The 21,240-nt window shown below is 72.5% G+C and carries 29 protein-coding genes; 17 read left to right on the top strand and 12 right to left on the bottom strand.

Annotated elements, in window-relative coordinates:
- Positions 1-22 precede the first annotated feature (22 nt).
- Positions 23-553, bottom strand: coding sequence for a DoxX family membrane protein (locus EXE57_RS05400; protein ID WP_135074708.1), 531 nt, complete (start codon positions 551-553; stop codon positions 23-25).
- 59 nt (positions 554-612) lie between these two features.
- On the opposite strand from EXE57_RS05400, the gene EXE57_RS05395 reads away from it, so the two are divergent.
- From EXE57_RS05395 to EXE57_RS20440, 5 genes are all read left to right on the top strand, one after another.
- Positions 613-1,368, top strand: a complete 756-nt coding sequence (locus EXE57_RS05395; RefSeq protein ID WP_135074706.1) for an SOS response-associated peptidase — start codon at positions 613-615, stop codon at positions 1,366-1,368.
- A complete protein-coding gene (locus EXE57_RS05390) occupies positions 1,365-2,021 on the top strand; it encodes an alpha/beta hydrolase family protein (RefSeq protein ID WP_135074704.1) in 657 nt (218 codons plus the stop codon). Before EXE57_RS05395 ends, EXE57_RS05390 begins: the two co-directional genes overlap by 4 nt.
- A gap of 63 nt (positions 2,022-2,084) precedes the next feature.
- The gene (locus tag EXE57_RS05385) at positions 2,085-2,732 is read left to right on the top strand and encodes a sigma-70 family RNA polymerase sigma factor (protein WP_135074702.1); all 648 of its coding nucleotides are present in this window, start codon (positions 2,085-2,087) and stop codon (positions 2,730-2,732) included.
- Positions 2,729-2,998: a mycothiol system anti-sigma-R factor gene (gene rsrA, locus EXE57_RS05380; protein ID WP_135074700.1), complete on the top strand. Its 270-nt coding sequence runs from the start codon at positions 2,729-2,731 to the stop codon at positions 2,996-2,998. Before EXE57_RS05385 ends, rsrA begins: the two co-directional genes overlap by 4 nt.
- A gap of 59 nt (positions 2,999-3,057) precedes the next feature.
- Complete coding sequence (locus tag EXE57_RS20440) at positions 3,058-3,132, top strand: 50S ribosomal protein bL37 (protein ID WP_369797015.1); 75 nt, start codon at positions 3,058-3,060, stop codon at positions 3,130-3,132.
- A gap of 102 nt (positions 3,133-3,234) precedes the next feature.
- Here the strand turns inward: EXE57_RS20440 and EXE57_RS05375 are convergent, their stop codons facing one another.
- The 4 genes from EXE57_RS05375 to EXE57_RS05360 are packed head-to-tail and all read right to left on the bottom strand — an operon-like array spanning position 3,235 to position 6,685.
- The gene (locus EXE57_RS05375) at positions 3,235-3,615 is read right to left on the bottom strand and encodes a thioesterase family protein (RefSeq protein WP_135074698.1); all 381 of its coding nucleotides are present in this window, start codon (positions 3,613-3,615) and stop codon (positions 3,235-3,237) included.
- Entirely contained in the window at positions 3,612-4,097 is a 486-nt protein-coding gene (locus tag EXE57_RS05370; protein ID WP_135074696.1) for a GNAT family N-acetyltransferase, read from the bottom strand. The genes EXE57_RS05375 and EXE57_RS05370 overlap by 4 nt, the downstream gene beginning before the upstream one ends.
- Positions 4,097-5,803, bottom strand: coding sequence for an acetolactate synthase (locus tag EXE57_RS05365; RefSeq protein WP_135074694.1), 1,707 nt, complete (start codon positions 5,801-5,803; stop codon positions 4,097-4,099). Before EXE57_RS05365 ends, EXE57_RS05370 begins: the two co-directional genes overlap by 1 nt.
- A 42-nt stretch (positions 5,804-5,845) precedes the next feature.
- On the bottom strand, positions 5,846-6,685 hold the full coding sequence (locus tag EXE57_RS05360) for a DUF2785 domain-containing protein (RefSeq protein ID WP_135074692.1): 840 nt from the start codon (positions 6,683-6,685) through the stop codon (positions 5,846-5,848).
- Between the two features lie 69 nt (positions 6,686-6,754).
- Here EXE57_RS05360 and EXE57_RS05355 point away from each other — a divergent pair, with 69 nt between their 5' ends.
- Positions 6,755-8,230 carry a sensor histidine kinase gene (locus EXE57_RS05355; protein ID WP_135074690.1) on the top strand — a complete coding sequence of 492 codons (1,476 nt, stop codon included), beginning with the start codon at positions 6,755-6,757 and terminating at the stop codon, positions 8,228-8,230.
- A gap of 27 nt (positions 8,231-8,257) precedes the next feature.
- Here the strand turns inward: EXE57_RS05355 and EXE57_RS05350 are convergent, their stop codons facing one another.
- Complete coding sequence (locus tag EXE57_RS05350) at positions 8,258-8,509, bottom strand: WhiB family transcriptional regulator (protein WP_135074688.1); 252 nt, start codon at positions 8,507-8,509, stop codon at positions 8,258-8,260.
- Between the two features lie 172 nt (positions 8,510-8,681).
- On the opposite strand from EXE57_RS05350, the gene EXE57_RS05345 reads away from it, so the two are divergent.
- Positions 8,682-9,068: a hypothetical protein gene (locus EXE57_RS05345; RefSeq protein WP_135074686.1), complete on the top strand. Its 387-nt coding sequence runs from the start codon at positions 8,682-8,684 to the stop codon at positions 9,066-9,068.
- A 10-nt stretch (positions 9,069-9,078) separates the two neighbouring features.
- Here EXE57_RS05345 and EXE57_RS05340 read toward each other — a convergent pair whose 3' ends face one another.
- A complete protein-coding gene (locus EXE57_RS05340) occupies positions 9,079-9,480 on the bottom strand; it encodes an ATP-binding protein (protein ID WP_135074684.1) in 402 nt (133 codons plus the stop codon).
- A 398-nt stretch (positions 9,481-9,878) separates the two neighbouring features.
- On the bottom strand, positions 9,879-10,280 hold the full coding sequence (gene sodN, locus EXE57_RS05335; protein ID WP_135074682.1) for a superoxide dismutase, Ni: 402 nt from the start codon (positions 10,278-10,280) through the stop codon (positions 9,879-9,881).
- Between the two features lie 55 nt (positions 10,281-10,335).
- Here sodN and EXE57_RS05330 point away from each other — a divergent pair, with 55 nt between their 5' ends.
- From EXE57_RS05330 to EXE57_RS05310, 5 genes are all read left to right on the top strand, one after another.
- Positions 10,336-10,680, top strand: a complete 345-nt coding sequence (locus tag EXE57_RS05330) for a S24/S26 family peptidase (protein ID WP_244247002.1) — start codon at positions 10,336-10,338, stop codon at positions 10,678-10,680.
- A gap of 44 nt (positions 10,681-10,724) precedes the next feature.
- Positions 10,725-11,906 (top strand): NAD(P)-dependent malic enzyme, encoded by a 1,182-nt coding sequence (locus EXE57_RS05325; RefSeq protein ID WP_135074680.1) that lies wholly within the window; start codon positions 10,725-10,727, stop codon positions 11,904-11,906.
- 53 nt (positions 11,907-11,959) lie between these two features.
- Positions 11,960-12,706, top strand: coding sequence for a helix-turn-helix transcriptional regulator (locus tag EXE57_RS05320; RefSeq protein ID WP_244247001.1), 747 nt, complete (start codon positions 11,960-11,962; stop codon positions 12,704-12,706).
- Between the two features lie 168 nt (positions 12,707-12,874).
- A complete protein-coding gene (locus EXE57_RS05315) occupies positions 12,875-13,843 on the top strand; it encodes a zinc-binding dehydrogenase (protein ID WP_135074676.1) in 969 nt (322 codons plus the stop codon).
- Positions 13,840-14,526, top strand: coding sequence for an SDR family oxidoreductase (locus EXE57_RS05310; protein ID WP_135074674.1), 687 nt, complete (start codon positions 13,840-13,842; stop codon positions 14,524-14,526). Before EXE57_RS05315 ends, EXE57_RS05310 begins: the two co-directional genes overlap by 4 nt.
- On the opposite strand, the gene EXE57_RS05305 is transcribed toward EXE57_RS05310, so the two are convergent.
- Positions 14,523-15,041, bottom strand: coding sequence for a nitroreductase family deazaflavin-dependent oxidoreductase (locus tag EXE57_RS05305; protein ID WP_135074672.1), 519 nt, complete (start codon positions 15,039-15,041; stop codon positions 14,523-14,525). The genes EXE57_RS05310 and EXE57_RS05305 overlap by 4 nt on opposite strands.
- A gap of 20 nt (positions 15,042-15,061) precedes the next feature.
- Complete coding sequence (locus EXE57_RS05300; protein ID WP_135074670.1) at positions 15,062-15,676, bottom strand: TetR family transcriptional regulator; 615 nt, start codon at positions 15,674-15,676, stop codon at positions 15,062-15,064.
- Positions 15,677-15,788: 112 nt separating this feature from the next.
- Here EXE57_RS05300 and EXE57_RS05295 point away from each other — a divergent pair, with 112 nt between their 5' ends.
- The 3 genes from EXE57_RS05295 to EXE57_RS05285 are packed head-to-tail and all read left to right on the top strand — an operon-like array spanning position 15,789 to position 18,256.
- Positions 15,789-16,877, top strand: a complete 1,089-nt coding sequence (locus EXE57_RS05295; RefSeq protein ID WP_135074668.1) for a ferredoxin reductase — start codon at positions 15,789-15,791, stop codon at positions 16,875-16,877.
- Positions 16,878-16,890: 13 nt separating this feature from the next.
- On the top strand, positions 16,891-17,994 hold the full coding sequence (locus EXE57_RS05290; protein ID WP_135074666.1) for a fatty acid desaturase family protein: 1,104 nt from the start codon (positions 16,891-16,893) through the stop codon (positions 17,992-17,994).
- A 49-nt stretch (positions 17,995-18,043) separates the two neighbouring features.
- Complete coding sequence (locus tag EXE57_RS05285) at positions 18,044-18,256, top strand: hypothetical protein (RefSeq protein WP_135074664.1); 213 nt, start codon at positions 18,044-18,046, stop codon at positions 18,254-18,256.
- 6 nt (positions 18,257-18,262) lie between these two features.
- Here the strand turns inward: EXE57_RS05285 and EXE57_RS05280 are convergent, their stop codons facing one another.
- A complete protein-coding gene (locus EXE57_RS05280) occupies positions 18,263-19,069 on the bottom strand; it encodes an HAD-IIA family hydrolase (protein WP_135074662.1) in 807 nt (268 codons plus the stop codon).
- Between the two features lie 73 nt (positions 19,070-19,142).
- Between EXE57_RS05280 and EXE57_RS05275 the strand changes: the two genes are divergently transcribed.
- A complete protein-coding gene (locus EXE57_RS05275; protein WP_135074660.1) occupies positions 19,143-19,613 on the top strand; it encodes a nitroreductase/quinone reductase family protein in 471 nt (156 codons plus the stop codon).
- A 346-nt stretch (positions 19,614-19,959) separates the two neighbouring features.
- Positions 19,960-21,051 carry a fatty acid desaturase family protein gene (locus EXE57_RS05270; protein ID WP_135074658.1) on the top strand — a complete coding sequence of 364 codons (1,092 nt, stop codon included), beginning with the start codon at positions 19,960-19,962 and terminating at the stop codon, positions 21,049-21,051.
- Positions 21,052-21,060: 9 nt separating this feature from the next.
- On the opposite strand, the gene EXE57_RS19635 is transcribed toward EXE57_RS05270, so the two are convergent.
- Positions 21,061-21,237 carry a DUF6104 family protein gene (locus EXE57_RS19635; protein ID WP_167305823.1) on the bottom strand — a complete coding sequence of 59 codons (177 nt, stop codon included), beginning with the start codon at positions 21,235-21,237 and terminating at the stop codon, positions 21,061-21,063.
- Between the last annotated feature and the right edge of the window lie 3 nt (positions 21,238-21,240).

The following is a 21,240-nucleotide window of genomic DNA, read 5'->3' as shown; positions in this document are numbered from 1 at the left end:
GTATCGGCCCCGGGCGGGGTGCTCAGGAGACCTGGGCGGCGACGAGCCTGGCCTCGCGACGGGCGGTGCCCGCGAGGTGGCGTGCCTCTCGACGGGCGTCGCGTGCGGCCCGGCGGGCGCGCCAGGCGACCCCCGGCTTGCCCTCGGTGTCGACCGCGGCCAGCATCAGCCCGCCGAGCATCGAGACGTTCTTGAAGAAGTGGATCTTCTGGTTGGTCCGCTGCGCGGGGTCCTCCTCCTCCCAGAACCGGTGCCCGGCGGCGGTGGTGGGCACCAGCGAGGCCGCGAGCACGGTCGCGGAGAGGCGGGGGGCGCGGCCGGTCGCGAGCGTCAGGGCGGCTCCGATCTGGACGGCGGCGTTGATCCGGACCAGCGTCACCGGCTCGGAGGGGATCGGGGCCTGCGGCACGGCGCGCTCGGCGAGGGGGGTGAGCTTCTCGGTGATCGGGGCGGCCTTCTTCGCGTGGGCCTCCGCGTTGCGCAGGGCGCTCACCGCGCCGACCACGAACGTCGAGGCGAGCATCGGCCGGGCGAGCAGTCGCGAGATCGTCATGCCCCTTTCTTACACGATCGGCGCTGACCGACGGCTGCCCGTCCGCCTAGGCTGGCCGCATGTGTGGTCGCTACGCCTCCAGCCGCAAGCCGGAGGACCTCGTCGAGGAGTTCGAGGTCGTCGACAGCCGGATCCGGCAGCCCCTCGAGGCCGACTACAACGTGGCTCCCACCAAGGAGGTCTACGCGGTGATGGAGCGCAAGCCCTCCCGCGACTCCGAGGAGGAGCCGCAGCGCCAGCTCCGCTCGCTGCGGTGGGGCCTGGTCCCGTCCTGGGCCAAGGACCCCTCCATCGGCAACCGGATGATCAACGCCCGGATGGAGACCGTCGCCGAGAAGCCCGCCTTCAGGCGCGCCTTCGCCGCCCGGCGCTGCCTGCTCCCCGCCGACGGCTACTTCGAGTGGTACCCCACGTCGCAGAAGACCAAGGCCGGCAAGCCACGCAAGCAGCCCTTCTTCATCCGCCCCACCGACGGCAGGGTGCTCGCGATGGCCGGCCTCTACGAGATCTGGCGCGACCCCACGCGTGACGAGGAAGACCCCGAGCGCTTCCGCTGGACCTGCACGGTGCTCACCACCCAGGCGGAGGACGCCGTCGGCCACATCCACGACCGGATGCCGCTGATGGTCGAACGGGAGCGCTGGGCCGCCTGGCTCGACCCGTCGTCGGCGACCACGGACGACCTGCTCCCGCTGCTGGTCCCGGCCGCGCCCGGGCGGCTCGAGGCGTTCCCGGTGGCGCCGCTGGTCAGCAACGTCCGCAACAACGGACCCGAGCTGGTGGAGCCGATCCCCCTCGAGGAGGCCCTGGCATGAGCACCGAGTCGCGGGTGCCGACGCCCCACGGGGACGGCCGGTCGACGACCTACCGGGCCCGGCGCCCCATCGCCACGCTGCTGCTCAGCCATGGCGCCGGGGCGGGCGTCGGGAGCCGTGACCTGCAGGCGCTGGCAGCCGCGCTGCCCCGTCAGGGGATCACGGTCGTGCTCTTCGACCAGCCGTGGGTCCTGGCCGGACGCAAGGTCGCGAGCCCGCCCCCCACGCTCGACGACGGGCTGCGGGCGGCCGCGGGCCGGCTGCGGCGTACGACGCCCCTCGTGGTCGGTGGGCGCTCCGCGGGTGCCCGGTCGGCGGCACGCTGTGCGAGCGGCTTGGGGGCGGCCGGCTGCCTGGCGCTGGCGTTCCCGCTGCACCCACCGGGCAGACCGGAGAAGAGCCGTCTCGACGAGCTGCTCGGCGCCGGCGTCCCCACCCTCGTGGTCCAGGGGGAGCGCGACACCTTCGGCCGTCCCGACGAGTTCCCCGACGGCCTCGCGGGGGTGGACATGAGCGTCGTCCCCGGGGGCGACCACGGCTTCGCGGTGCCCAAGCGCGGGCCGGTCAGCCAGGACGAGGCGCTGGGGATCGTCGTCGAGGCGACGCTCGAGTGGATGGTCCGCGAGGTCATCGGGGAATCAGCCGCGGGGTGAGCGTGTTCTCTCCTCGTGCTCGCAACGCTGGAACGCCACACCACGCCGGTAGGCTGGGGGACGATGACTGACCACCCAGCCGACACCGTCGACCCTGCGGTCGAGGAGATCGACGTCGCGACCGAGACCCCGGAGCAGCGCGCAGCGCGCTTCGAGCGGGACGCGATGCCGTTCATCGACCAGCTCTACTCCGCCGCGATGCGGATGACGCGCAACCCCGCTGATGCCGAGGACCTGGTCCAGGAGACGTTCGCCAAGGCGTACTCCTCCTTCCACCAGTTCCGCCCCGGCACCAACCTCAAGGCGTGGCTCTACCGCATCCTCACCAACACCTTCATCAACACCTACCGCAAGAAGCAGCGGCAGCCGCAGCAGTCCATGGCCGAGGACGTCGAGGACTGGCAGCTGGCTCGGGCCGAGTCCCACACCTCCTCCGGGTTGAAGTCCGCCGAGACCGAGGCCCTCGAGCGGCTGCCGGACAGCCAGGTGAAGGACGCCCTGCAGCGGCTGCCGGAGGAGTTCCGGCTCGCCGTCTACCTCGCGGACGTGGAGGGTTTCGCCTACAAGGAGATCGCCGAGATCATGGACACCCCGATCGGCACGGTGATGTCCCGGCTCCACCGGGGACGTCGCCAGCTGCGCGACATGCTGTCGGACTACGTCCGCACCCACGACCTGCTCCCGATCGGTAGTGAGGGGAAGGACTCATGAGCGAGCACCACCACGAGTCCCCCTCCGAGTGCGTCGACTACCTCGAGCGGATCGTCTACTTCCTCGACAACGAGCTCGACGAGGCCGACTGCTCCGCCGTCCAGCTCCACCTCGACGAGTGCGGGCCCTGCCTCGAGAAGTACGACCTGCAACGGACCGTCAAGGCGGTCGTCGCGCGGTCCTGCTCCGAGGCTGCGCCGACCGAGCTCCGACGCCGGGTCATGGTCCAGATCCGCGAGGTCCAGGTGCAGATCACCGAGGGCTGATTGGCCCTGACCGGGGGTGATTTGAGAGACTGCCCCGACCTGACGATCTGGAGGACACCATGGGCAAGACCGGACGCAAGCGCCGCGCTCGCCGCAAGAAGGGCGCGAACCACGGCAAGCGCCCCAACGCCTGAGCGCTGCACCAACGTCGAGATGGGCCTCCGCACCCGTCGAGCTGGGCATCAGTCCCCTCGTCGTGGTGCGGGGGCCCATCTCACGTGGTGCGGGGGCCCACCTCAACGGCGGGCGCGAGCGAGGAAGCGCTCCGCGTCGACGACCACGCGGGTGACCTCGCCGGTGCCGACGACCTTGCCGCCGGCCGGGTGGCGGGCGGCGACGGTGAAGCGGTGGAGCCGCCCGTCGACGTACGCCGAGGTGGCGGTGACCTCCACCTCCGCGCCGACGGGGGACGCCCCGAGGTGCTCCAGCGAGACCCGGGTGCCGACCGACGTCCCGCCCTCGGGGAGCACGGGCTCGATCGCGACGCAGGTGGCGGCCTCGCACCACGCCAGCAGGCGTGGGGTGGCGAGCACCGGCAGCGAGCCGCTGCCGAGCGCCGCGGCCGTGTCGTCGTCGCCCACGGTGAAGGACAGGGTGGCGCTGAGGGCCTCGGTCACGACAGCTCCTTGGTGAAGGCGATCAGGTGGACGCCGGGGACGGGGCTCCAGTCGCGTTCGGGCAGGCGTACGTAGCCCAGCCGCCCGTAGACACGGTGCGCCGCCGCCATCTCGTCCAACGAGGAGAGCAGCATCCGCGTCGCTCCGTGGCTGCGGGCCCGCTCCTCGCAGAGGGCCGCGAGCGCCTCGCCGACGCCCCGACCCCGTGCGTCCGGGTGGACGGCCAGCATCCGGAACTCGCCCTCGTCGGCCGAGGTCGCCAGCTCGCGCCAGGGCGAGCCCGGTGGGCACGAGGTGACGCAGCCCAGCAGCTGCCCGCCGTCGGCGGCGACCCACAGCTCCGCCTCGCGGGCCCGGGAGGCGGTGTCACGCACGTGGACCCGGTAGGGGTCCGTGGGTCCGAGCATGAACTCCTCGTACGCCGCGACCGTGAGCTCGCCGAGGTCGTCGAGCTCCTCGACCTCGGCCCGCCTCAGCTCCATCAGATCCCGAAGGTGTTGCGCGGGTAGGCGGCTTCGACGTCGGTGATGACGTTGACGAGGTAGGGGACGTTCGCGGCGAACGCGCGGTCGATCGCGGGCCCGATTTCGCGGGGGTCGGTCACCGTCTCGCCGGCGCCGCCGAGCGCCTTCACGACCTCGTCGTAGCGGGTGCGCTGGGCCAGGTCGGCGGCCACGTCGTAGCCGTAGAGCATCTGCATCGGCCCCTTCTCCAACCCCCACGCGGAGTTGTTGCCGCAGACCATCACGACCGGCAGGTCGTGGCGGACCAGGGTGTCGACGTCCATGAGCGAGAAGCCGGCGGCGCCGTCGCCGAGCAGCAGCACCACCTGCGAGGAGGGTCGGGCCAGCCGGGCCGCGATGGCGGAGCCGAGCCCGGCGCCGAGGCAGCCGTAGGGGCCGGGGTCGAGCCAGCCGCCGGGGCGCTTCGGCTCGACGAACTTGCCCGCGAAGCTGACGAAGTCGCCACCGTCGCCGATGACGACGGCGTCCTCGGCCAGCCGGGGGACCAGCTCGCCGTAGATCCGCGCCGGGTGGATCGGGTCGGCCTCGGCCCCGAGCAGCGCGGCGTCGCGCTCGACCGCGGCGCGGACCGTGTCCTGGAGGCCGCTGACCCACGAGGACCAGTCGGGACGGCGTACGACCTGCTCGAGCGCCTGCTGCAGGCCCTCGAGGACCGTCGTCAGGTCACCCGAGACCGAGGCTGCGAGGTCGGCGTGGCCGGAGACCTGGCCGGGGGAGTCGGCCACGTGGACCACCTGTGCCGGGCTGGCTCCTTCCTTGCCGCCGAAGACGCCGTAGCCGAGCCGGAAGTCCAGGGGGGTGCCGACCACGACGACCAGGTCGGCGCCACCGAGCGCCTGTCCCCGCGCCTTGGTCACCAGCAGCGGGTGACCACCGGGGACGACGCCGCGTCCCATGCCGTTGGTGATGGCGGGGATGCCGGCGGCCTCGACCAGCCGGAGCGCCGCCTCCTCGGCGCCGTCGGCCCAGACGTCGGTGCCGAGCACCAGCACCGGCCGCGAGGCACGGGCGAGCAGCTCGGCGATCTCGCCGACCGCGTCGGGATCGGGGTCGGCGCCGCGGCCGGGGCCGGCGCCGGGGACGGTGCCGCTGGCGGAGTTGAAGAACTCGTCCATCGGGACGTCGACGAAGACCGGGCCGCGGTGCGAGGACCGCGCCGTGGTGAAGGCGTCGTGCATGCCGTCGAGGACCGCGTCGGCGGTGTGAAGGGTCCGGGCCGACTTCGCGACCGGCGCGATGATCGGTGGCTGGTCGAGCTCCTGCAGGCTGCCGCTGCCCCAGCGGTTCGCGGGGGCACGGCCGCCCACCACGACCATCGGCGACCCGGCGAACTGCGCCTGGGCGATCGCGCTGAGTCCGTTGGTGACCCCCGGTCCGGCGGTCAGGACGGCCAAGCCGGGCACCCGCGTGAGCTTGCCGGTGGCCTCGGCCGCGAAGGCGGCCGTCTGCTCGTGGCGTACGTCGAGGAGCCGCATCGGCGGGTCCGCCTTGACCGCCCCGTCGTACATCGGGAAGACGTGCGCACCCGACAGCGTGAACATCGTCTCGACGCCGTGGGCCCGCGCGACGGCCACCGCCAGCTCGCCGGCGTGGCCCTTCAGCTCGCCCTCGGGGGCCCCGTCCGCGGTGTCGTCGGTCTGCGCGGGCTCGTGCACGTCGGTCATGGAGGCAGGCTACTCAACGGTAGGTGCTGCCGGACAGCACCCTCAGCGCGCGAGCGTGAACGGGTTGGTCGACTTCAGCGCGTCGACCATGACCAGCACCAGGTCGGCCTTGTCGGCCGGGGGTTCGGGTGCGATCGCCAGCTGCAGGTAGAGCGAGCGGAGCAGCTGCTGGGCGTTGTGCGAGGGGTGGTACGGGTCGAGGTCCCCGCGCAGCACGAACGGGTTTCCGCGGGCCGCGAGCCGCGCCACCCACGGCTCGACCACCTTGAGCGGGACCAGGTCGCGGCGCAGCACGGCCAGCACGGCGTGGGCCAGCCGGTCGGGCTCCCCGGAGACGAGGGGGGCGTCGTCGAGCAACACCCGGTCGGCGAGGACGTCGAGCAGCACGGTGAGCTCGGTCGCGCCGAAGTGGCGAGAGGCGGCCAATGACGCCATCGCGTCGGCCCCGTGGGCCACGGCGTGGGCCCAGCCCTTGCCGGGGACGTAGCCCCGCAGGTCGCGCTCGCGGAGCAGCCAGGAGACCACCCGGTCGCCCCAGCGCAGCACCTGGTCGGCCGGCAGCAGGTGCTCGCTGCTGTCACGCTCCACGACCGTGGCCAGCACCAGCACGCTGAAGGCTCTCCGGAACACGGTGTCGGTGCCGGACTCGCCGAGGCCCACGGCCAGGCCGGCCGCCATCCCGTCGCCGAGCCCGACGAGCAGGTCGTCGTAGACGCCACGGTCGATCCAGGTGCCGAGCGCCGGATAGGCCGTCCCGTCGCGCAGCACGGGGTCGGGGGAGCCGAGCATGGTCGTCAGCTCGGCGGTCAGGTCGTCGAGCGGCCGGTCGGTGGGGACCTGCAGGCCCCTCTCGAGGACCTGCTTCCAGTACGACCGGGCCATGGGGCCATCCTGCCAGCCACGGTGACGGTCTCGCTCGACCGGGTGAGGGCACCCTCCTAGGCTCGGCCCATGCCGTCGCTGACCGAGCTCGTCCGGAGCCACACCGATCTCGACGAGGTCGACGTGGCCTGGCTGCAGCTGATCCAGGCCGACTGGCAGGTCATCGCCGACCTCTCCTTCGCCGACCTGGTGCTCTGGTTGCCGGACCGCGACGGCCGCGGCTTCTGGGCGGGCGCCCAGATGCGCCCGACGACCGGCCCCACGGCGTACGTCGACGACGTGGTCGGCGCCTTCGTGCCGACCGGACGTCGGCCGATGATCGACATGGCCTACGACCAGGGCCGGTTGGTGCGCGAGGGGGACCCGGAGTGGCGCGACCACGTGCCGGTCCGGGTCGAGACCATCCCCGTGCGTCGCGGCGGCCGGGTGATCGCGGTGATCGGACGCAACACCAACCTGCTCGGCGTCCGCACGCCGAGCCGGCTGGAGCTGTCCTACCTCCAGACCGCCGCCGACCTGACCCGGATGATCGCCCACGGCTCCTTCCCGGTGCCCGGGCAGCGCAGCGACCACGCCGACTCGCCCCGGGTGGGCGACGGCTTCGTGCGCGTCGACGCCGCCGGCCGGGTGGGCTACGCCAGCCCGAACGCGCTGTCGGTGTTCCGCCGGCTCGGGCTCTCCGGCGACCTCGACGGACTGGTCCTGGCCGACGTCACCCGCGAGCTGGTGGCGCCCCGGCAGCGACCCGACGAGGAGCGGCTCTCGGCGGTGCTCGCCGGTAGCGTCCACGGCGACACCGAGGTGGCCACCGACGAGGTCGCGGTGATCCTGCGCTCCATCCCGCTGCGGCCGGAGGGAGAGCTGATCGGCGCCCTGGTGCTGATGCGCGACGTCACCGACCTGCGGCGACGGGACCGGGAGCTGATCACCAAGGACGCGACGATCCGTGAGATCCACCACCGGGTGAAGAACAACCTGCAGACCGTCGCCGCCCTGCTGCGGATGCAGGCGCGGCGGATCGACTCCGACACCGCCCGGGCCGCCCTCGAGGAGGCCGTACGCCGGGTCGGGTCGATCGCCCTGGTCCACGAGACGCTCAGCACCGCCGACGAGGAGGCGGTCGCCTTCGACGACGTGGCCGACCGGCTGGGACGCATGGTGACCGAGGTGGGGGTCGCCGGCGACCGGGTGCGGGTGGTGCGCAGCGGGAGCTTCGGGATCGTCGGGTCCGAGGCGGCGACCGCGCTGGCGATGGTGCTGACCGAGGTGGTGCAGAACGCCGTCGAGCACGGCTACGGCGACCACGACTCCGCGCGCATGGGCAGGATCGACGTCGCGGCCGGCCGGCTGGTCGGACGGCTGCACGTCACCGTCGACGACGACGGCAGCGGGCTGCCCGAGGACTTCGACCTCGACTCGTCGACCAACCTCGGGCTCTCGATCGTGCGCACGCTGGTGGAGTCCGAGCTCGGCGGTCAGCTCGACATCGGGCCCCGCCCGCACGGGTCGGGGACGCGGGTCGCGATCGACGTACCGCTGGAGTGAGGGGAGCCCCTCAGCCTGGCGGCGCGCTCAGGCGGTCCGCACGCGGGCACGCGCGTTGCGGCGCTTGAGCGCCCGCCGCTCGTCCTCGCTGAGGCCGCCCCAGACACCGTGGTCCTGCCCAGCCTCCAGCGCCCACTGCAGGCACTGTTCGCGCACCTCGCAGCGTCGGCACACCTGCTTGGCCTCCTCGATCTGGAGGATGGCCGGACCGGTGTTGCCGATCGGGAAGAACAGCTCCGGGTCCTCGTCGAGGCATGCGGAACGGTCGCGCCAATCCATGGCTGGGGGTTCCCTCTTTCTGTCGGGGGTGCACCTTCTCGGGCCCGTTGTGGGGGCTCGCCGAGCGGAACGCTTTCACGAGCGATCCCCTAGCGTGTCAAGAGTTCGATCGTGAAACAACCCCTCGACACCGTCGATTCCGTCACAGGTGCCACCGCCTAGGGTTGCCCGCGTGACCAGCGTGCCCCAGAACCCCGCTCCGCTCACCGTCGCCGCTTCCCTGGTGGCCGTCGAGGGTGCGGTCCTCGGGTTGCTCGGGGTGCTGGAGCTGGCCAACCTGAGCTCGGCCCGGCTGACCATGGGCCTCACCACCGCCGTCTTCTTCCTCGCGTACGGCGGTGGCCTGCTGCTCTGCGCGTGGCTGCTCGTCCGCCGCAGCTCGTGGGCGCGCAGCCCGGTCGTCCTCGCCCAGCTGATCCAGCTCGGCCTGGCGTGGAGCTTCCGCGGCGGGTCGACCACCTGGGTGGCCGTCGCGCTGGCGGGTGTGGCGGTCCTCGTGCTCGCCGGGATCTTCCACCCCGCGAGCCTGGCCGCCCTCGCCGACGAGCCGGAGGCCTGATCTGCCCGGTCTAGGCCGGGGGATGCTCGGGCCCGAGGGTCAGCGTGACCGAGAGCCGCCCGTCGGCCACGGTCGCCGTGGCGGCCGCGGTGAGCGTCTCGAGGACCTGCCAGGCGAAGCTCTCGTAGTCGGGCGGTCCGAGGTCGGAGCCGGTCACGGCCACGGTCACGGTGAGGCCATGGCCGGTGAGGAAGAACTCCCCGGTCAGGCTGGTGCCCTCGTCGGCCTCGGGCAGCACGAGCGCGCACGCCTCGCCGACGGCGACCCGCAGGTCCTCGATGCCGTCGAGCGGGAAGTCGAGCCGGGACGCCACGCCGGCGGCGGTGGACCGCAGCACGGAGACGTACGCGCTGTCGGCCGGCAGCCGCAGCTCCACGTCGGCCCGCGGGCCTTCCGTGCCGGTGATCGCCATCCCGATGCCCCTCCCTCGACCGGTCTGGGACAGACACTAGTAGGGCTCGCGCCCGCCGGCCCGCAGCCGCCCCGGACCTGACGCAGGGCGGTGACCGGGTGGTCACCGCCCTGCGGCGTGCCGGGATCTCGAGCCTCGGCCGTGGCCGGCCTCGTACCTCGATCTCCGGCGACGCTTCTGCCCGGCGAAGGCCGGAGCCGCGCGGCTCGGCTGATGGTGCGTGGTGCGGAGCCACGGTCGCGACCTCGCTGCGCTCAGTCGCGCTTCTGACCGACGAAGGCCGGAGCCGCGCGGCTCCGCTGATGGTGCGTGGTGCGGAGCCACGGTCGCGACCTCGCTGCGCTCAGTCGCGCTTCTGACCGACGAAGGCCGGAGCCGCGCGGCTCCGCCGCGCCGGCTCAGGCCTTCTTGGTCTCCCAGAAGATCTCGGCGATCTCGTCGATCTTGGCGAGCAGCTCGTCGGCCTTGGCGGCGTCCATCTCACCCTTGGTGCCGGTGGCGCCGGCCAGCTTGGTGGCCTCGTTGACGAGGGTGTGCAGCTGCGGGTACTTCTCGAAGTGCGGGGGCTTGAAGTAGTCGGTCCACAGCACCCAGAGGTGGTGCTTGACCAGCTCGGAGCGCTGCTCCTTGATCAGCACCGCCCGGGTGCGGAAGTCGGGGTCGTCGTTGTCGGCCACCTTGGCGATGATCGCCTTGACGGACTCCGCCTCGATCCTCGCCTGGGCCGGGTCGTAGACGCCGCAGGGCAGGTCGCAGTGGGCCGAGACCTCGACGGTGGGGGCGAACAGCTTCGCGAACATCCTTGGTCCTGTCCTCTTCTCTCGGGATCGGTCGTCGACTGCGACACTACTCCGCGTGTCTTCACCCCAGAAGGTGACCCGGATCCCGCTCGGGTGGGCCGTCGTCCGCGGCGACTCCATGCGTCCGGCGCTGCGGCCCGGCGACCGCCTCCTCGTGCGGTACGGCGGTCGCGTGCGACCCGGACGCGTGGTGCTCGCCCGCTTCGCCGACGGCACCCTCGCCGTCAAGCGGGCCGACCGGCCGGCGGCGACCCGTACCGGCGACCCAGGCTGGTGGCTGCTCGGCGACAACCCGGCCGGCGTCGACTCACGCCACCGCGGGCCGGTGGCCGAGCCCGACGTGCTCGCGGTGGTGCTCGGCCGGGTGTGGCCGCGGCCGCGGTGGGGCTCGTCACGTTGAGACCGGGGAGCCGGTGGGCGGTCCCTGTGCCATCATCGATCGCCATGGCTGACTCTCTTCCGCACCCGCAGGCAGGCGACCCCGTCTTCGACCTGCACGTAGGCGGCAAGATGGAGACCCGGTCGACGGTGGCGCTCACCGGCCCTGAAGACCTGTCGCTCGCCTACACCCCCGGCGTCGCCCGTGTCTGCGAGGCGATCGCCGAGGACCCGGCCATGAGCCGTCACTACACCTGGGTGCCCAACACCGTGGCGATCGTCACCGACGGCACCGCGGTGCTCGGTCTCGGCGACATCGGCCCGTCGGCCGCGATGCCGGTGATGGAGGGCAAGTCGGTGCTCTTCAAGCAGTTCGGCGGCGTCGACGCCATCCCGCTCTGTCTCGACACGACCGACACCGAGGAGATCATCGAGACGGTCGTCCGGCTGGCCCCGAGCTTCGGCGGCATCAACCTCGAGGACATCTCGGCCCCGCGCTGCTTCGAGATCGAGGACCGCCTCAAGGAGCGGCTCGACATCCCTGTCTTCCACGACGACCAGCACGGCACGGCCGTGGTCGCCCTGGCCGCCCTCACCAACGCGCTGCGGCTGACCGGCCGCGAGGCGGGCTCGACGCGGGTGGTCGTCTCGGGCGCTGGTGCTGCCGGCGTGGCCGTGACGCGGATCCTGCTCGAGGCGGGGGTCACCGACCTCGCCGTCCTCGACCGGCGGGGCGTGCTCCACTCCGGCCGGTCCGACCTCACGCCGGTCAAGCAGGCGCTCGCCCGCGACACCGCCGACCACACCGGCCGCACCGGGACGCTCGCCGACGTGATGTCCGGCGCCGACGTCTACATCGGCGTCAGCGGCGGGACGGTCCCCGAGGAGATCGTCGCCTCGATGGCCGACGACGCCATCGTGTTCGGCCTCGCCAACCCCCACCCCGAGGTCCACCCGGAGGTGGCCCACCGTCACGCCCGGGTGGTGGCGACCGGACGGTCGGACTTCCCGAACCAGATCAACAACGTGCTCGCCTTCCCCGGGATCTTCCGAGGTGCGTTCGACGTCCACGCCACCGCGATCACCGAGGGCATGAAGCTCGCGGCCGCGGAGGCCCTGGCCGCGCTGGTGGGCGGGGACCTGCGCGAGGACCTCGTCATCCCCTCGCCGTTCGACGAGCGGGTCGGTCCGGCCGTGGCCGGGGCGGTCGCGGCGGCGGCACGCGCCGACGGGGTCGCCCGCGCCTGACGCGCGCCGCGAAATCCGTCACGCGGACGTCGATCCGGTGCCACAGTGGCCCGGTGGACCGGCACGTCCTCACCCGCCGTACGACCGACCTCGCCCACGGGATCGCCGAGGGCGCTCCTGTCGTGCCCGACCTGCTCGCCGTGCTCGACCGCTTCGTGGGGGCCGACACCATCACCTTCAGCGAGCTGGACATCGGCGGCCGGGCCCAGGAGGCGCTGGTCGAGACGCACGGCGCCCCGCCACTGTCCTCGGTCGAGGAGGACCGCTGGCGGCGGCTGCTGCCGACCCACCCGTACGCCCGGTGGCTCACCACGGCGCCGCCCGGCAGCTCGCGGCTCACCGACGTGGTCGACCTCTCCGACCTGGAGCGGAGCGAGGTCTACGAGGTCTGCCTCCAGCCGCGCGGGCACCGCTTCCAGGCGGCGCTGCTCTTCCCGTGCCGGACCGTCGACCTCAGGCTGCTCTCGCTGTGGCGTGAGGACCGGGACTTCGAGGACCGCGAGCTCGAGGCGCTCGAGCACGTACGTCGGGTGGTGGACGCCGGGTTCGCCCTCCGTGAGTCGGTCGACGTGCTGCGGCGGTGGTCCGGGGCGGCCGCCGGCCCGTCGCTGACCGCCCGGCAGCGCGAGGTCGCCGCCCTCGTCGCCCAGGGCCTGACCAACGAGCAGGCCGCCCGACGGCTCGGGATCTCCCCACGGACGGTCCGCAAGCACCTCGGTGACCTGTTCGAGGTCGCAGGGGTGCGCAGTCGCGCTGCCCTCGCCTCGTGGTGGCGTCAAGGTGGCCGAAGCGCCACCTAGCGAGCCGCTGACCGGCACCCGAGGATGACGGGGCAGGGTCTGTCGTCGCGGGGCGACCGGGCGGCCGGGGCCGCCGGCCTGACGACCCCTTCTGCCCGACCGGGGGGAGCCGGGCAGAAGGGGCGACCCGGACGGGCGGGGTGGTCGCCGTTCGCTAGCGTGGCCCGCATGTTCGCCGTCTACGCCGACAGCTTCTCCACCGACGACCCGCTGCAGGGCCTGGTGGTCGGGGAACGCCCCGACCCGCAGGTCCCGGACGGCTGGACCACGGTGACCGTGAAGGCCGCCTCGCTGAACCACCACGACGTCTGGTCGCTCAAGGGCGTCGGACTGAAGGAGGAGTCGCTGCCGATGATCCTCGGCTGCGACGCGGCAGGCCTCGACGAGGACGGCAACGAGGTGGTCGTCCACGCCGTCATCAGCGACCCCGCCTGGAGCGGCGACGAGACCATGGACCCCAAGCGGTCCTTGCTCTCCGAGCGCTACCAGGGCACCTTCGCCGACAAGGTCGTCGTCCCCCGCGGCAACGTCGTCCCCAAGCCCGCCTCGCTGTCGTTCGAGGAGGCGGCCTGCCTGCCGACCGCCTGGCTGACGGCCTACCGGATGCTCTTCGTGCAGGGTGGTCTCAAGGCCGGCGACACGGTGCTCGTCCAGGGCGCCGGTGGCGGGGTCGCCACCGCGCTGATCACGCTCGCCCGCGCCGGCGGCCTGCGGGTGCTGGCCACCAGCCGCGACGAGCTCAAGCGCAAGCGGGCGCTCGAGATCGGCGCCCACGAGGTCTTCGAGTCCGGGGCGCGGCTGCCGGTCAAGGTCGACGCGGTCATGGAGACCGTCGGCCGGGCCACCTGGTCCCACTCGATCAGGTCGCTGCGGGTGGGGGGCAAGATCGTCATCTCCGGCACCACGTCCGGCCCGCAGGTGGACGACGCCGGCCTCACGCGCATCTTCTTCCTCCAGCTGCAGGTCATCGGCTCCACGATGGGCACCCGCGGCGAGCTCGCGTCGCTGGTGACGATGCTCGACGCGACCGGCGCCCGGCCGCTGATCGACCGCATCCTGCCGATGGAGGACGCCCGCGAGGGCTTTGCCGCCATGGCCGGTGGTGAGCTCTTCGGCAAGGTCGTGTTCACCCGATGACCCACCTCGTCACGGGCGCCGGCTCGGGGATCGGTGCCGCCCTCACGCGGTTGCTGCACGAGCGGGGGGACGACCTGGTGCTCCTCGCCCGCAGCGATGACCGCGCCGCCGAGCTGGCGGGGGAGTACGCCGGGGCGCGCACCCTGGTCGCCGACCTGGCCGACTCGACGGCGCTCGAGCGGACCCTGGCCGCGGCCGACCTGCCGGAGCGGGTCGACTCGCTCACCCACGCGGCCGGGGTGGTCGACCTGGCCCCGGTCGGCGAGACCCGGCTGGCGGCCTGGCAGGAGCAGCTCGACGTCAACCTCACCGCGCCGATGCTGCTGACCAGGGCGTTGCTGCCGGCGCTGCGGGCGGCTCGCGGCACGGTGGTCTTCGTGAACTCCGGCTCCGGCATCCGGGCCAACCCGACGTGGGCGGGCTACGCGGCGTCGAAGTTCGGCCTGCGTGCGCTCGCCGACGCCCTGCGGCTCGAGGAGCAGGAGCACGGCGTCCGGGTCACCGGGGTGCACCCGGGCCGGGTGGCCACGCCGATGCAGGAGAAGGTCCATGCGACCGAGGGTAAGGAGTACGACCCCGCGGACTGGAGCGACCCCGCCACGGTCGCCGACGCGATCCGCCACGTGCTCGACCTGCCGCGCGACTCCACGATTCCCGAGCTGCTGCTGCGCCCCGCAGGCTAGACCGGGTCCAGCACGAAGACCCGGATCCGGCGACGGTCGCCGATCCGCTGCCGGTAGTGGCGGTAGCCGACGTAGAACCGGGCTGCGAGGTCGAAGATCTCCTCGGCCTCGGCCGCGGTGGCCGGTCGGGCGACCACCTCGCGGGTGGTGCCGCGGTAGCTCACCGTCGCCCGCGGCTCGGCCTCCAGGTTGAGCGCCCACGCGGGCGTGCCCTCCTGGCCGAAGTTCGTCCCGAGCAGCGCCAGCGTGCCGTCGTACGGCGTGGCGATCAGGTGGCTGGTCCGGCGCTGGCCGGACCTGCGGCCGGTGGTGGTCAGGTCGAGCACCGCCAGTCCGGTGAGCAGCCCCGGCGCGCTGTGGCGGCCGTCGCTGAGGCGGCCGACCAGGTCGTCGAGATGACGCAGGCTGCGGGAGAAGACCCAGCCGCCGGCGCGGGTCCCCCCGACCCAGCGACCGAGACGGTGCACCGGGTTGCCGGTGCGGTGGTCGTAGTCGAGGTCCGCGGCGAGTCCCATGGCGTGACCGTAGTGCGAGGTCAGCCGCGTGACTGCCAGTTGAGGGCGCCGATGAGCACCATCCGCAGCTGGGTGCGCGCCCGGGACACGATGCGCGCCTCGGCGTCGGGCCGGGCACTGATGATCTGCTCCGCGGTGGAGACCACCGAGGTGACGATCAGGTTGGCCAGGACGTGCAGGTCCTCCGAGGACCAGGCGTCCGTGCCGGGCAGCCGGGCGAGGTCGGTGGCGAGCTCGCGCTCGAAGAGCTCGATCTGGTGGCGGATCTCCTCGCGGACCACCGGGGGGCCGGCCGCCCGCTCGCGGGCGATGAACCCGAAGTGGGCGCGCTGGGCGTGGACGTGCTCGACCAGCACGTCGAGGGAGCGGTCGATCACCTTGTCGAAGGCCGGGTCGCCGCGGCGTACCTCCCGCATCATCGAGCGGAGCGAGACGAAGGACTCCTCGACCAGGGCCAGCCCGAGGTCGTCGAGGGAGGCGAAGTGGCGGTAGAAGGCGGTCGGCACGATCCCGACCTGGCGCGCCACCTGACGGAGGGAGAGCGCGGCCATCGTCTGCTCGTCGGAGAGCTCGAGCGCCGCGTCCAGGATGGCGCGGCGGGTCCGTTCCTTGCGCTCGCCCCGGGTCGCGGTCACCTCCCCATGCTAACGGTGGACATGTGTGCACAACCACAGTGCCGAGAGGTTGACGTCCGATCAGCAGGTGAGTCAAAGTTTGAGTGAACATGCGTTCACTCAAAGGAGCGCCATGGGACTCGCCGAGACCTTGCTCCGATCCCGCGCCGTGGCGGCGCTCGCCTCGCCGCAGGGCGTGGACCGCTACCTCGAGCAGGTCAACCCGATGTGGGCGGTCCACGAGGTCCGTGCGCGGATCGTCCGCGTGACCCGCGAGGTCGACGTCCCCGGCCACCCGCCGGTCGCCACGATCACCCTCCAGCCCACCAGCACCTGGCAGGGCCACCGGGCGGGCCAGCACGTGCAGCTCGGCGTGGAGATCCACGGCGCCCGGCGGACCACGCGGGTCTTCAGCGTCTCCAGCCCCGACTCCCGTCCCGGCGACCGATTCACGATCACGCTGCGGGCCAACCACGACCTGCCGCCCGGCCGGAGCGTCTCGCGCTTCCTCGTCGAGGAGGCACGACCCGGCCAGCTGGTGCACCTGTCCCAGGCGGAGGGCGGCTTCGTGCTCCCCGACGCGGTGCCCGAGCACGTCCTGATGATCTCCGGCGGCTCCGGCATCACGCCGGTGATGTCGATGCTGCGCAGCCTGCAGCGCCGCACCCACCGCGGCCGGGTCACCTTCGTGCACTACGCCCGGAGTCCCGAGCACCAGATCTTCGCCGAGGAGCTCGACACCATCCGTCGCTCCGGCTACGGCGTCGACGTGCACCTGCTCCACCCCGAGCAGGGCGACCCGGCCCTCACGCCGATGTGGCTGGATCGGCTGGTGCCCGGCTACCGCGAGGTGCCCACCTGGGCCTGCGGGCCGGCGCCGATGGTCGACGCGCTCCGCGCGGCGTACGACGGCTCCACCACGCTGCGGCTCGAGTACTTCAAGCCTCCGCGCACCTCGTCGGGCGACGCGGAGGGCGAGGTCGAGTTCTCACGCTCCGGCGCGGCGGCCGCCAACACCGGTGCCCCGCTGCTGGAGCAGGCCGAGGCGCTCGGGCTCCGCCCGGAGTTCGGCTGCCGGATGGGCATCTGCTTCTCGTGCGTCTCCACCAAGACCGAAGGGACCGTCCGCAACGTCCTCACGGGCGAGTCGTCCTCGCTGCCCGACGAGGACATCCGGATCTGTGTCTCCGCCCCCGTCGGCGACTGCGTCGTCGACCTCTAGGAGGGAATCACCCATGACGACGAACCCCACCACCCTGACCCCCGAGCAGCTCGAGGCCTTCGGCGCGGAGCTCGACGCCATCCGCCAGCGGATCGTCGCCGACCTGGGCGAGGCCGACGCCACGTACATCCGCAAGGTCGTGAAGCGGCAGCGCCAGCTCGAGGTCGCCGGCCGCGCGATGTTCTACCTGCCGCCGCTGTGGCCGCTGGCCGTCGCCTCGCTGTCGCTCTCCAAGATCCTCGACAACATGGAGATCGGCCACAACGTCATGCACGGCCAGTACGACTGGATGGGCGACCCCGGACTGAGCTCCCGGATGTACGAGTGGGACAACGTCTGCCCCAGCGAGCAGTGGAAGTACTCCCACAACTACATCCACCACACGTACACCAACATTCTCGGCAAGGACCGCGACATCGGCTACGGCATCCTCCGGATGGACGAGGACCAGCCGTGGCACCCCTACTACCTCGGCAACCCGCTCTACGCGTTCCTGCTGATGGTCTTCTTCGAGTGGGGTGTCGCGATGCACGACCTCGAGGTCGAGAACATCGTGAAGGGGACCCGCAGGATGGAGGAGAACCGGGCGCTGCACGCCGGGATCATGCGGAAGGTGAAGCGGCAGGCGCTCAAGGACTACCTGCTCTTCCCGGCGCTGACCGGTCCGCTGTTCCCGCTGACCCTCGCCGGCAACGCCACGGCCAACCTGGTGCGCAACGTGTGGGCGTTCAACATCATCTTCTGCGGCCACTTCCCGGCCGGTGTCGCGACCTTCAGCGAGGAGGAGTGCGAGGACGAGTCGCGCGGGCAGTGGTACTACCGCCAGCTGCTGGGCTCGGCCAACATCACCGGCGGCCGGCTCTTCCACGTGCTGACGGGCAACCTGTCGCACCAGATCGAGCACCACCTGTTCCCCGACCTGCCCGCCCGGCGGTACCCGGAGATCGCGCCGGAGATCCGAGACCTGTGCGAGCGCCACGACCTGCCCTACAACACCGGTCGGCTGGGCGGCCAGCTGCTGAGCGTCGCGAAGAAGATCTGCCGGCTCGCCCTGCCCGGCGGCGGGACCGCGTCCCGGCAGCCGGAGCAGGACGGCGACGAGGCCGTGGCCGCGTGATTTCGAGACGCCCGCTGCGTCGGCTCCCCGATCCGGGGAGGATGGCTCCATGAAGGACCGACTCTCGCGCTCGGAGATCCGCAAGGACGCCGTCCAGAGCACCGTCGAGGCAGCGGCCGGCACCGTCGGCCAGGTCACGGGCATCGTCACCGGCGCGGTGCGCGACGTGGCCGGCGCCCTCGGTGGGTTCGCGACCGAGGTGTTCGCGATCCGCGACTCCGTGCGCCGGGCGCGCGAGGAGCACGACCCGGACGACGTCTGAACCGGCTCAGCCGGCGTTCGAGGGGTCGAGCTCCGCGACCAGCGGGATGACGTCCTCGATCGAGTCGAGCACCTTGGTGGCCTGGTAGGGGAAGCTGTCGACCTGGTCGGGACGCGTCGACCCGCTGAGCACGAGGATCGTGCGCAGCCCGGCCTCGAGGCCCGACACGATGTCGGTGTCCATCCGGTCACCGATCATCATCGTGGTCTCCGAGTGCGCCTCGAGCCGGTTGAGCGCCGAGCGCATCATCAGCGAGTTGGGCTTCCCGACGTAGTAGGGGGTGCGCCCGGTCGCCGTCGAGATCAGCGCCGCCACCGACCCGGTCGCCGGCAGTGTGCCGTCGGGGCTGGGTCCGCTCGGGTCGGGGTTGGTCGCGATGAAGCGCGCGCCGCCCTCGATCAGCCGGATCGCCCGCGTGATCGCCTCGAACGAGTAGGTCCGGGTCTCGCCGAGCACGACATAGTCGGGGTCCCGGTCGCTCATCGTGTAGCCGATCTCGTGGAGCGCGGTCGTGAGGCCGGCCTCACCCACGACGTACGCCGAACCGCCCGGGCGCTGGTCGTCGAGGAACTGGGCGGTGGCGAGCGCCGAGGTCCAGATCGCCGACTCCGGCACGTCGATCGAGGCCCGCAGCAGCCGGGCCCGCAGGTCGCGGGGGGTGTAGATCGAGTTGTTGGTGAGCACGAGGAACGGCCGGTCGTGCTTCTTGAGGGTGTCGAGGAAGTCGGCAGCGCCCGGCAGCGGCGTCTCCTCGTGGACGAGGACGCCGTCCATGTCGGTGAACCAGCTCTCCACGGGCCTGGTGTTGGTCATGGCTCCACTGTGGCAGAGCGGCCGGGTGGGTGCCCGGCTACCGTGGTGGGAGCACCTCTTCGAGGGGAGCGCCATGAGCACCGCGTCGTCCCGACCGCCGAGGGTCCCACCCTCGTGGTTCGTCCGCGCTGCCTGGCGGGCGCATCGTGCGCTCCACCGGATCAGTGGCGGCCGCTTCCTGTGGACGCCCGCGAACCGGCGAGGCTGGGGAGCCCTGCACCTGACGACCACGGGCCGGAGGTCGGGGGAGCAGCGGAGCGTCATCCTCGGGTACGTCGAGGACGGCCCCGACCTGGTGGTGCTGGCCATGAACGGCTGGCAGGAGGGGCACCCCGCCTGGTGGCTCAACCTCGAGGCCGGGCCCGAGGCCGTCGTTCGCCTCGACGGCCAGGCCCCGCGCCCGGTGCGGGCGCGGGAGGCGACGGGGGAGGAGCGCCAGAGGCTGTGGGAGCGCTGGCGGGCCGTCGAACCCGACCTGGACGGCTACGCCGCGCTGAGGTCCACCGCGACGCCGGTGGTCGTGCTCGAGCCCCGGGAGTCGTGACGGACGCGGCTGCCCGCGTCAGGAGTCCTCGGCGGCGGCGCGCTCGACCTCGTGCCCGCTCGCGTGCCTCGGCACGGGTGCGCTGGAAGTCGGCGTCGCGGATGCCGTGGTGCACGGCCGTGCGCACCACCCATGAGAAGACGAACATCCTCAGGCCAGCCCGAGGAACCACTCCTCCGCAGCCTCCGGACGCTGCGCCGCGTCCTCGCGGCGATCGACGGGAGCGTGCCCGAGCCGTGCCGTGCGTCGGAGCGCTTCACGGCCCCTTGCCAGGGCGGCTACCGTGAAACGCACACGTCGTCCTGGACCCTGACGGCAATCACACCCGATGGCCCGAAGGCGTTCGATGACAGCGCAGCCCCTGACCCCCGCCGTCCCCGGCGCCCGGCGCCGACCCGCCTCGGCCGCGACGAGCACCTACACCGAGCTCGCCGCGACCATCCGGCAGAGCGGGCTCATGAGACGTCGCTACGCCTACTACTGGACCCGGATGGTCGGGGCGGTCCTCGGGTTCGGCGCCCTCGTGGCCGCGATGGTCCTGGTCGGGAACTCCTGGTGGCAGCTGCTGCTGGCCGCCCTGCTCGGGCTGCTGGTGACCCAGTTCGGGTTCCTGGGCCATGACGCCGCCCACCGGCAGATCTTCGTGAGCGCCGCCTGGAACGACTGGACCGCGCGCATCCTGTCCGGGGTCTTCGCCGGCCTGAGCTACGGCTGGTGGCGCGGGAAGCACAACCGCCACCACGCGACGCCCAACCAGGAGGGCCTCGACCCCGACATCGCCCCCGGGGTCCTCGCCTTCACGCGCGACATCGCCGCCGGCCGCACCGCAGGAGCCCGCGGGTGGTTCCTCCGCCGCCAGGGCTGGCTGTTCTTCCCGCTGCTGACCCTGGAGGGCCTCAACCTGCACTGGGCGGGCCTCGAGCGGCTGTTCCGGGACCGCGAGGTGCGTCACCGTCGGACGGAGGCCACCCTGGTCCTCCTGCGGCTCGGCCTCTACGTCACCGGGCTGCTGCTCCTGCTCCCGCCCGGCAAGGCGGTCGCGTTCCTCGCCGTCCAGATGGCGGTGTTCGGGGTGTGCCTGGGCGGTTCGTTCGCGCCCAACCACAAGGGGATGCCGATCGTGCCGAGGACGATGAAGCTCGACTTCCTGCAGCGCCAGGTCCTGACGTCGCGCAACGTCCGCGGCGGACCGGTCGTCGACGCGTTCATGGGTGGCCTCAACTACCAGGTCGAGCACCACCTCTTCCCGAGCATGCCGCGGCCCAACCTGAAGCGCGCCCGCCCGCTGGTGCGGGCCCACTGCTTCGCCCAGGGCGTGCCCTACCAGGAGGTCGGGCTCTGGACGTCGTACGCCATCGTCGTCGACTACCTCAACAACGTGGGACTGCGCGCGCGGGACCCGTTCGACTGCCCGCTGGCCGGCCAGCTCCGCGGCTGACCGGCTGCGTCAGTCCTCCGGGTCGTCGAGCCGGGCCAGCCAGGTGGCGAGGCGCTCCACGGCGGTCTCGAACTCCGGGTGCAGGTCGGTGAACTCCTGCAGCCGGTCGCCGACCCACGCCAGGGAGACCTCCTCGTCACCCCGGCGTGAGACCAGCTCCTCGATCCCGCGGTCGGTGAAGTACATCGC

It is taken from the genome of Nocardioides euryhalodurans (genome assembly GCF_004564375.1).
Classification (GTDB): domain Bacteria; phylum Actinomycetota; class Actinomycetes; order Propionibacteriales; family Nocardioidaceae; genus Nocardioides; species Nocardioides euryhalodurans.
This window is presented reverse-complemented; position numbering and strand designations above follow the sequence as displayed.

Coding starts and splice junctions, on each gene's coding strand:
- EXE57_RS05325 (WP_135074680.1), top strand. CDS start 10,725: ATGGCTGACTCTCTTCCGCACCCGCAGGCAGGCGACCCCGTCTTCGAC.
- EXE57_RS05270 (WP_135074658.1), top strand. CDS start 19,960: ATGACAGCGCAGCCCCTGACCCCCGCCGTCCCCGGCGCCCGGCGCCGA.
- EXE57_RS05340 (WP_135074684.1), bottom strand. CDS start 9,480: ATGGCGATCACCGGCACGGAAGGCCCGCGGGCCGACGTGGAGCTGCGG.
- EXE57_RS05395 (WP_135074706.1), top strand. CDS start 613: ATGTGTGGTCGCTACGCCTCCAGCCGCAAGCCGGAGGACCTCGTCGAG.
- sodN (WP_135074682.1), bottom strand. CDS start 10,280: ATGTTCGCGAAGCTGTTCGCCCCCACCGTCGAGGTCTCGGCCCACTGC.
- EXE57_RS05360 (WP_135074692.1), bottom strand. CDS start 6,685: ATGGCCCGGTCGTACTGGAAGCAGGTCCTCGAGAGGGGCCTGCAGGTC.
- EXE57_RS05350 (WP_135074688.1), bottom strand. CDS start 8,509: ATGGATTGGCGCGACCGTTCCGCATGCCTCGACGAGGACCCGGAGCTG.
- EXE57_RS05310 (WP_135074674.1), top strand. CDS start 13,840: ATGACCCACCTCGTCACGGGCGCCGGCTCGGGGATCGGTGCCGCCCTC.
- EXE57_RS05285 (WP_135074664.1), top strand. CDS start 18,044: ATGAAGGACCGACTCTCGCGCTCGGAGATCCGCAAGGACGCCGTCCAG.
- EXE57_RS05365 (WP_135074694.1), bottom strand. CDS start 5,803: ATGACCGACGTGCACGAGCCCGCGCAGACCGACGACACCGCGGACGGG.
- EXE57_RS19635 (WP_167305823.1), bottom strand. CDS start 21,237: ATGTACTTCACCGACCGCGGGATCGAGGAGCTGGTCTCACGCCGGGGT.
- EXE57_RS05370 (WP_135074696.1), bottom strand. CDS start 4,097: ATGGAGCTGAGGCGGGCCGAGGTCGAGGAGCTCGACGACCTCGGCGAG.
- EXE57_RS05275 (WP_135074660.1), top strand. CDS start 19,143: ATGAGCACCGCGTCGTCCCGACCGCCGAGGGTCCCACCCTCGTGGTTC.
- rsrA (WP_135074700.1), top strand. CDS start 2,729: ATGAGCGAGCACCACCACGAGTCCCCCTCCGAGTGCGTCGACTACCTC.
- EXE57_RS05385 (WP_135074702.1), top strand. CDS start 2,085: ATGACTGACCACCCAGCCGACACCGTCGACCCTGCGGTCGAGGAGATC.
- EXE57_RS05295 (WP_135074668.1), top strand. CDS start 15,789: ATGGGACTCGCCGAGACCTTGCTCCGATCCCGCGCCGTGGCGGCGCTC.
- EXE57_RS05315 (WP_135074676.1), top strand. CDS start 12,875: ATGTTCGCCGTCTACGCCGACAGCTTCTCCACCGACGACCCGCTGCAG.
- EXE57_RS05400 (WP_135074708.1), bottom strand. CDS start 553: ATGACGATCTCGCGACTGCTCGCCCGGCCGATGCTCGCCTCGACGTTC.
- EXE57_RS05355 (WP_135074690.1), top strand. CDS start 6,755: ATGCCGTCGCTGACCGAGCTCGTCCGGAGCCACACCGATCTCGACGAG.
- EXE57_RS05390 (WP_135074704.1), top strand. CDS start 1,365: ATGAGCACCGAGTCGCGGGTGCCGACGCCCCACGGGGACGGCCGGTCG.
- EXE57_RS05280 (WP_135074662.1), bottom strand. CDS start 19,069: ATGACCAACACCAGGCCCGTGGAGAGCTGGTTCACCGACATGGACGGC.
- EXE57_RS05305 (WP_135074672.1), bottom strand. CDS start 15,041: ATGGGACTCGCCGCGGACCTCGACTACGACCACCGCACCGGCAACCCG.
- EXE57_RS05290 (WP_135074666.1), top strand. CDS start 16,891: ATGACGACGAACCCCACCACCCTGACCCCCGAGCAGCTCGAGGCCTTC.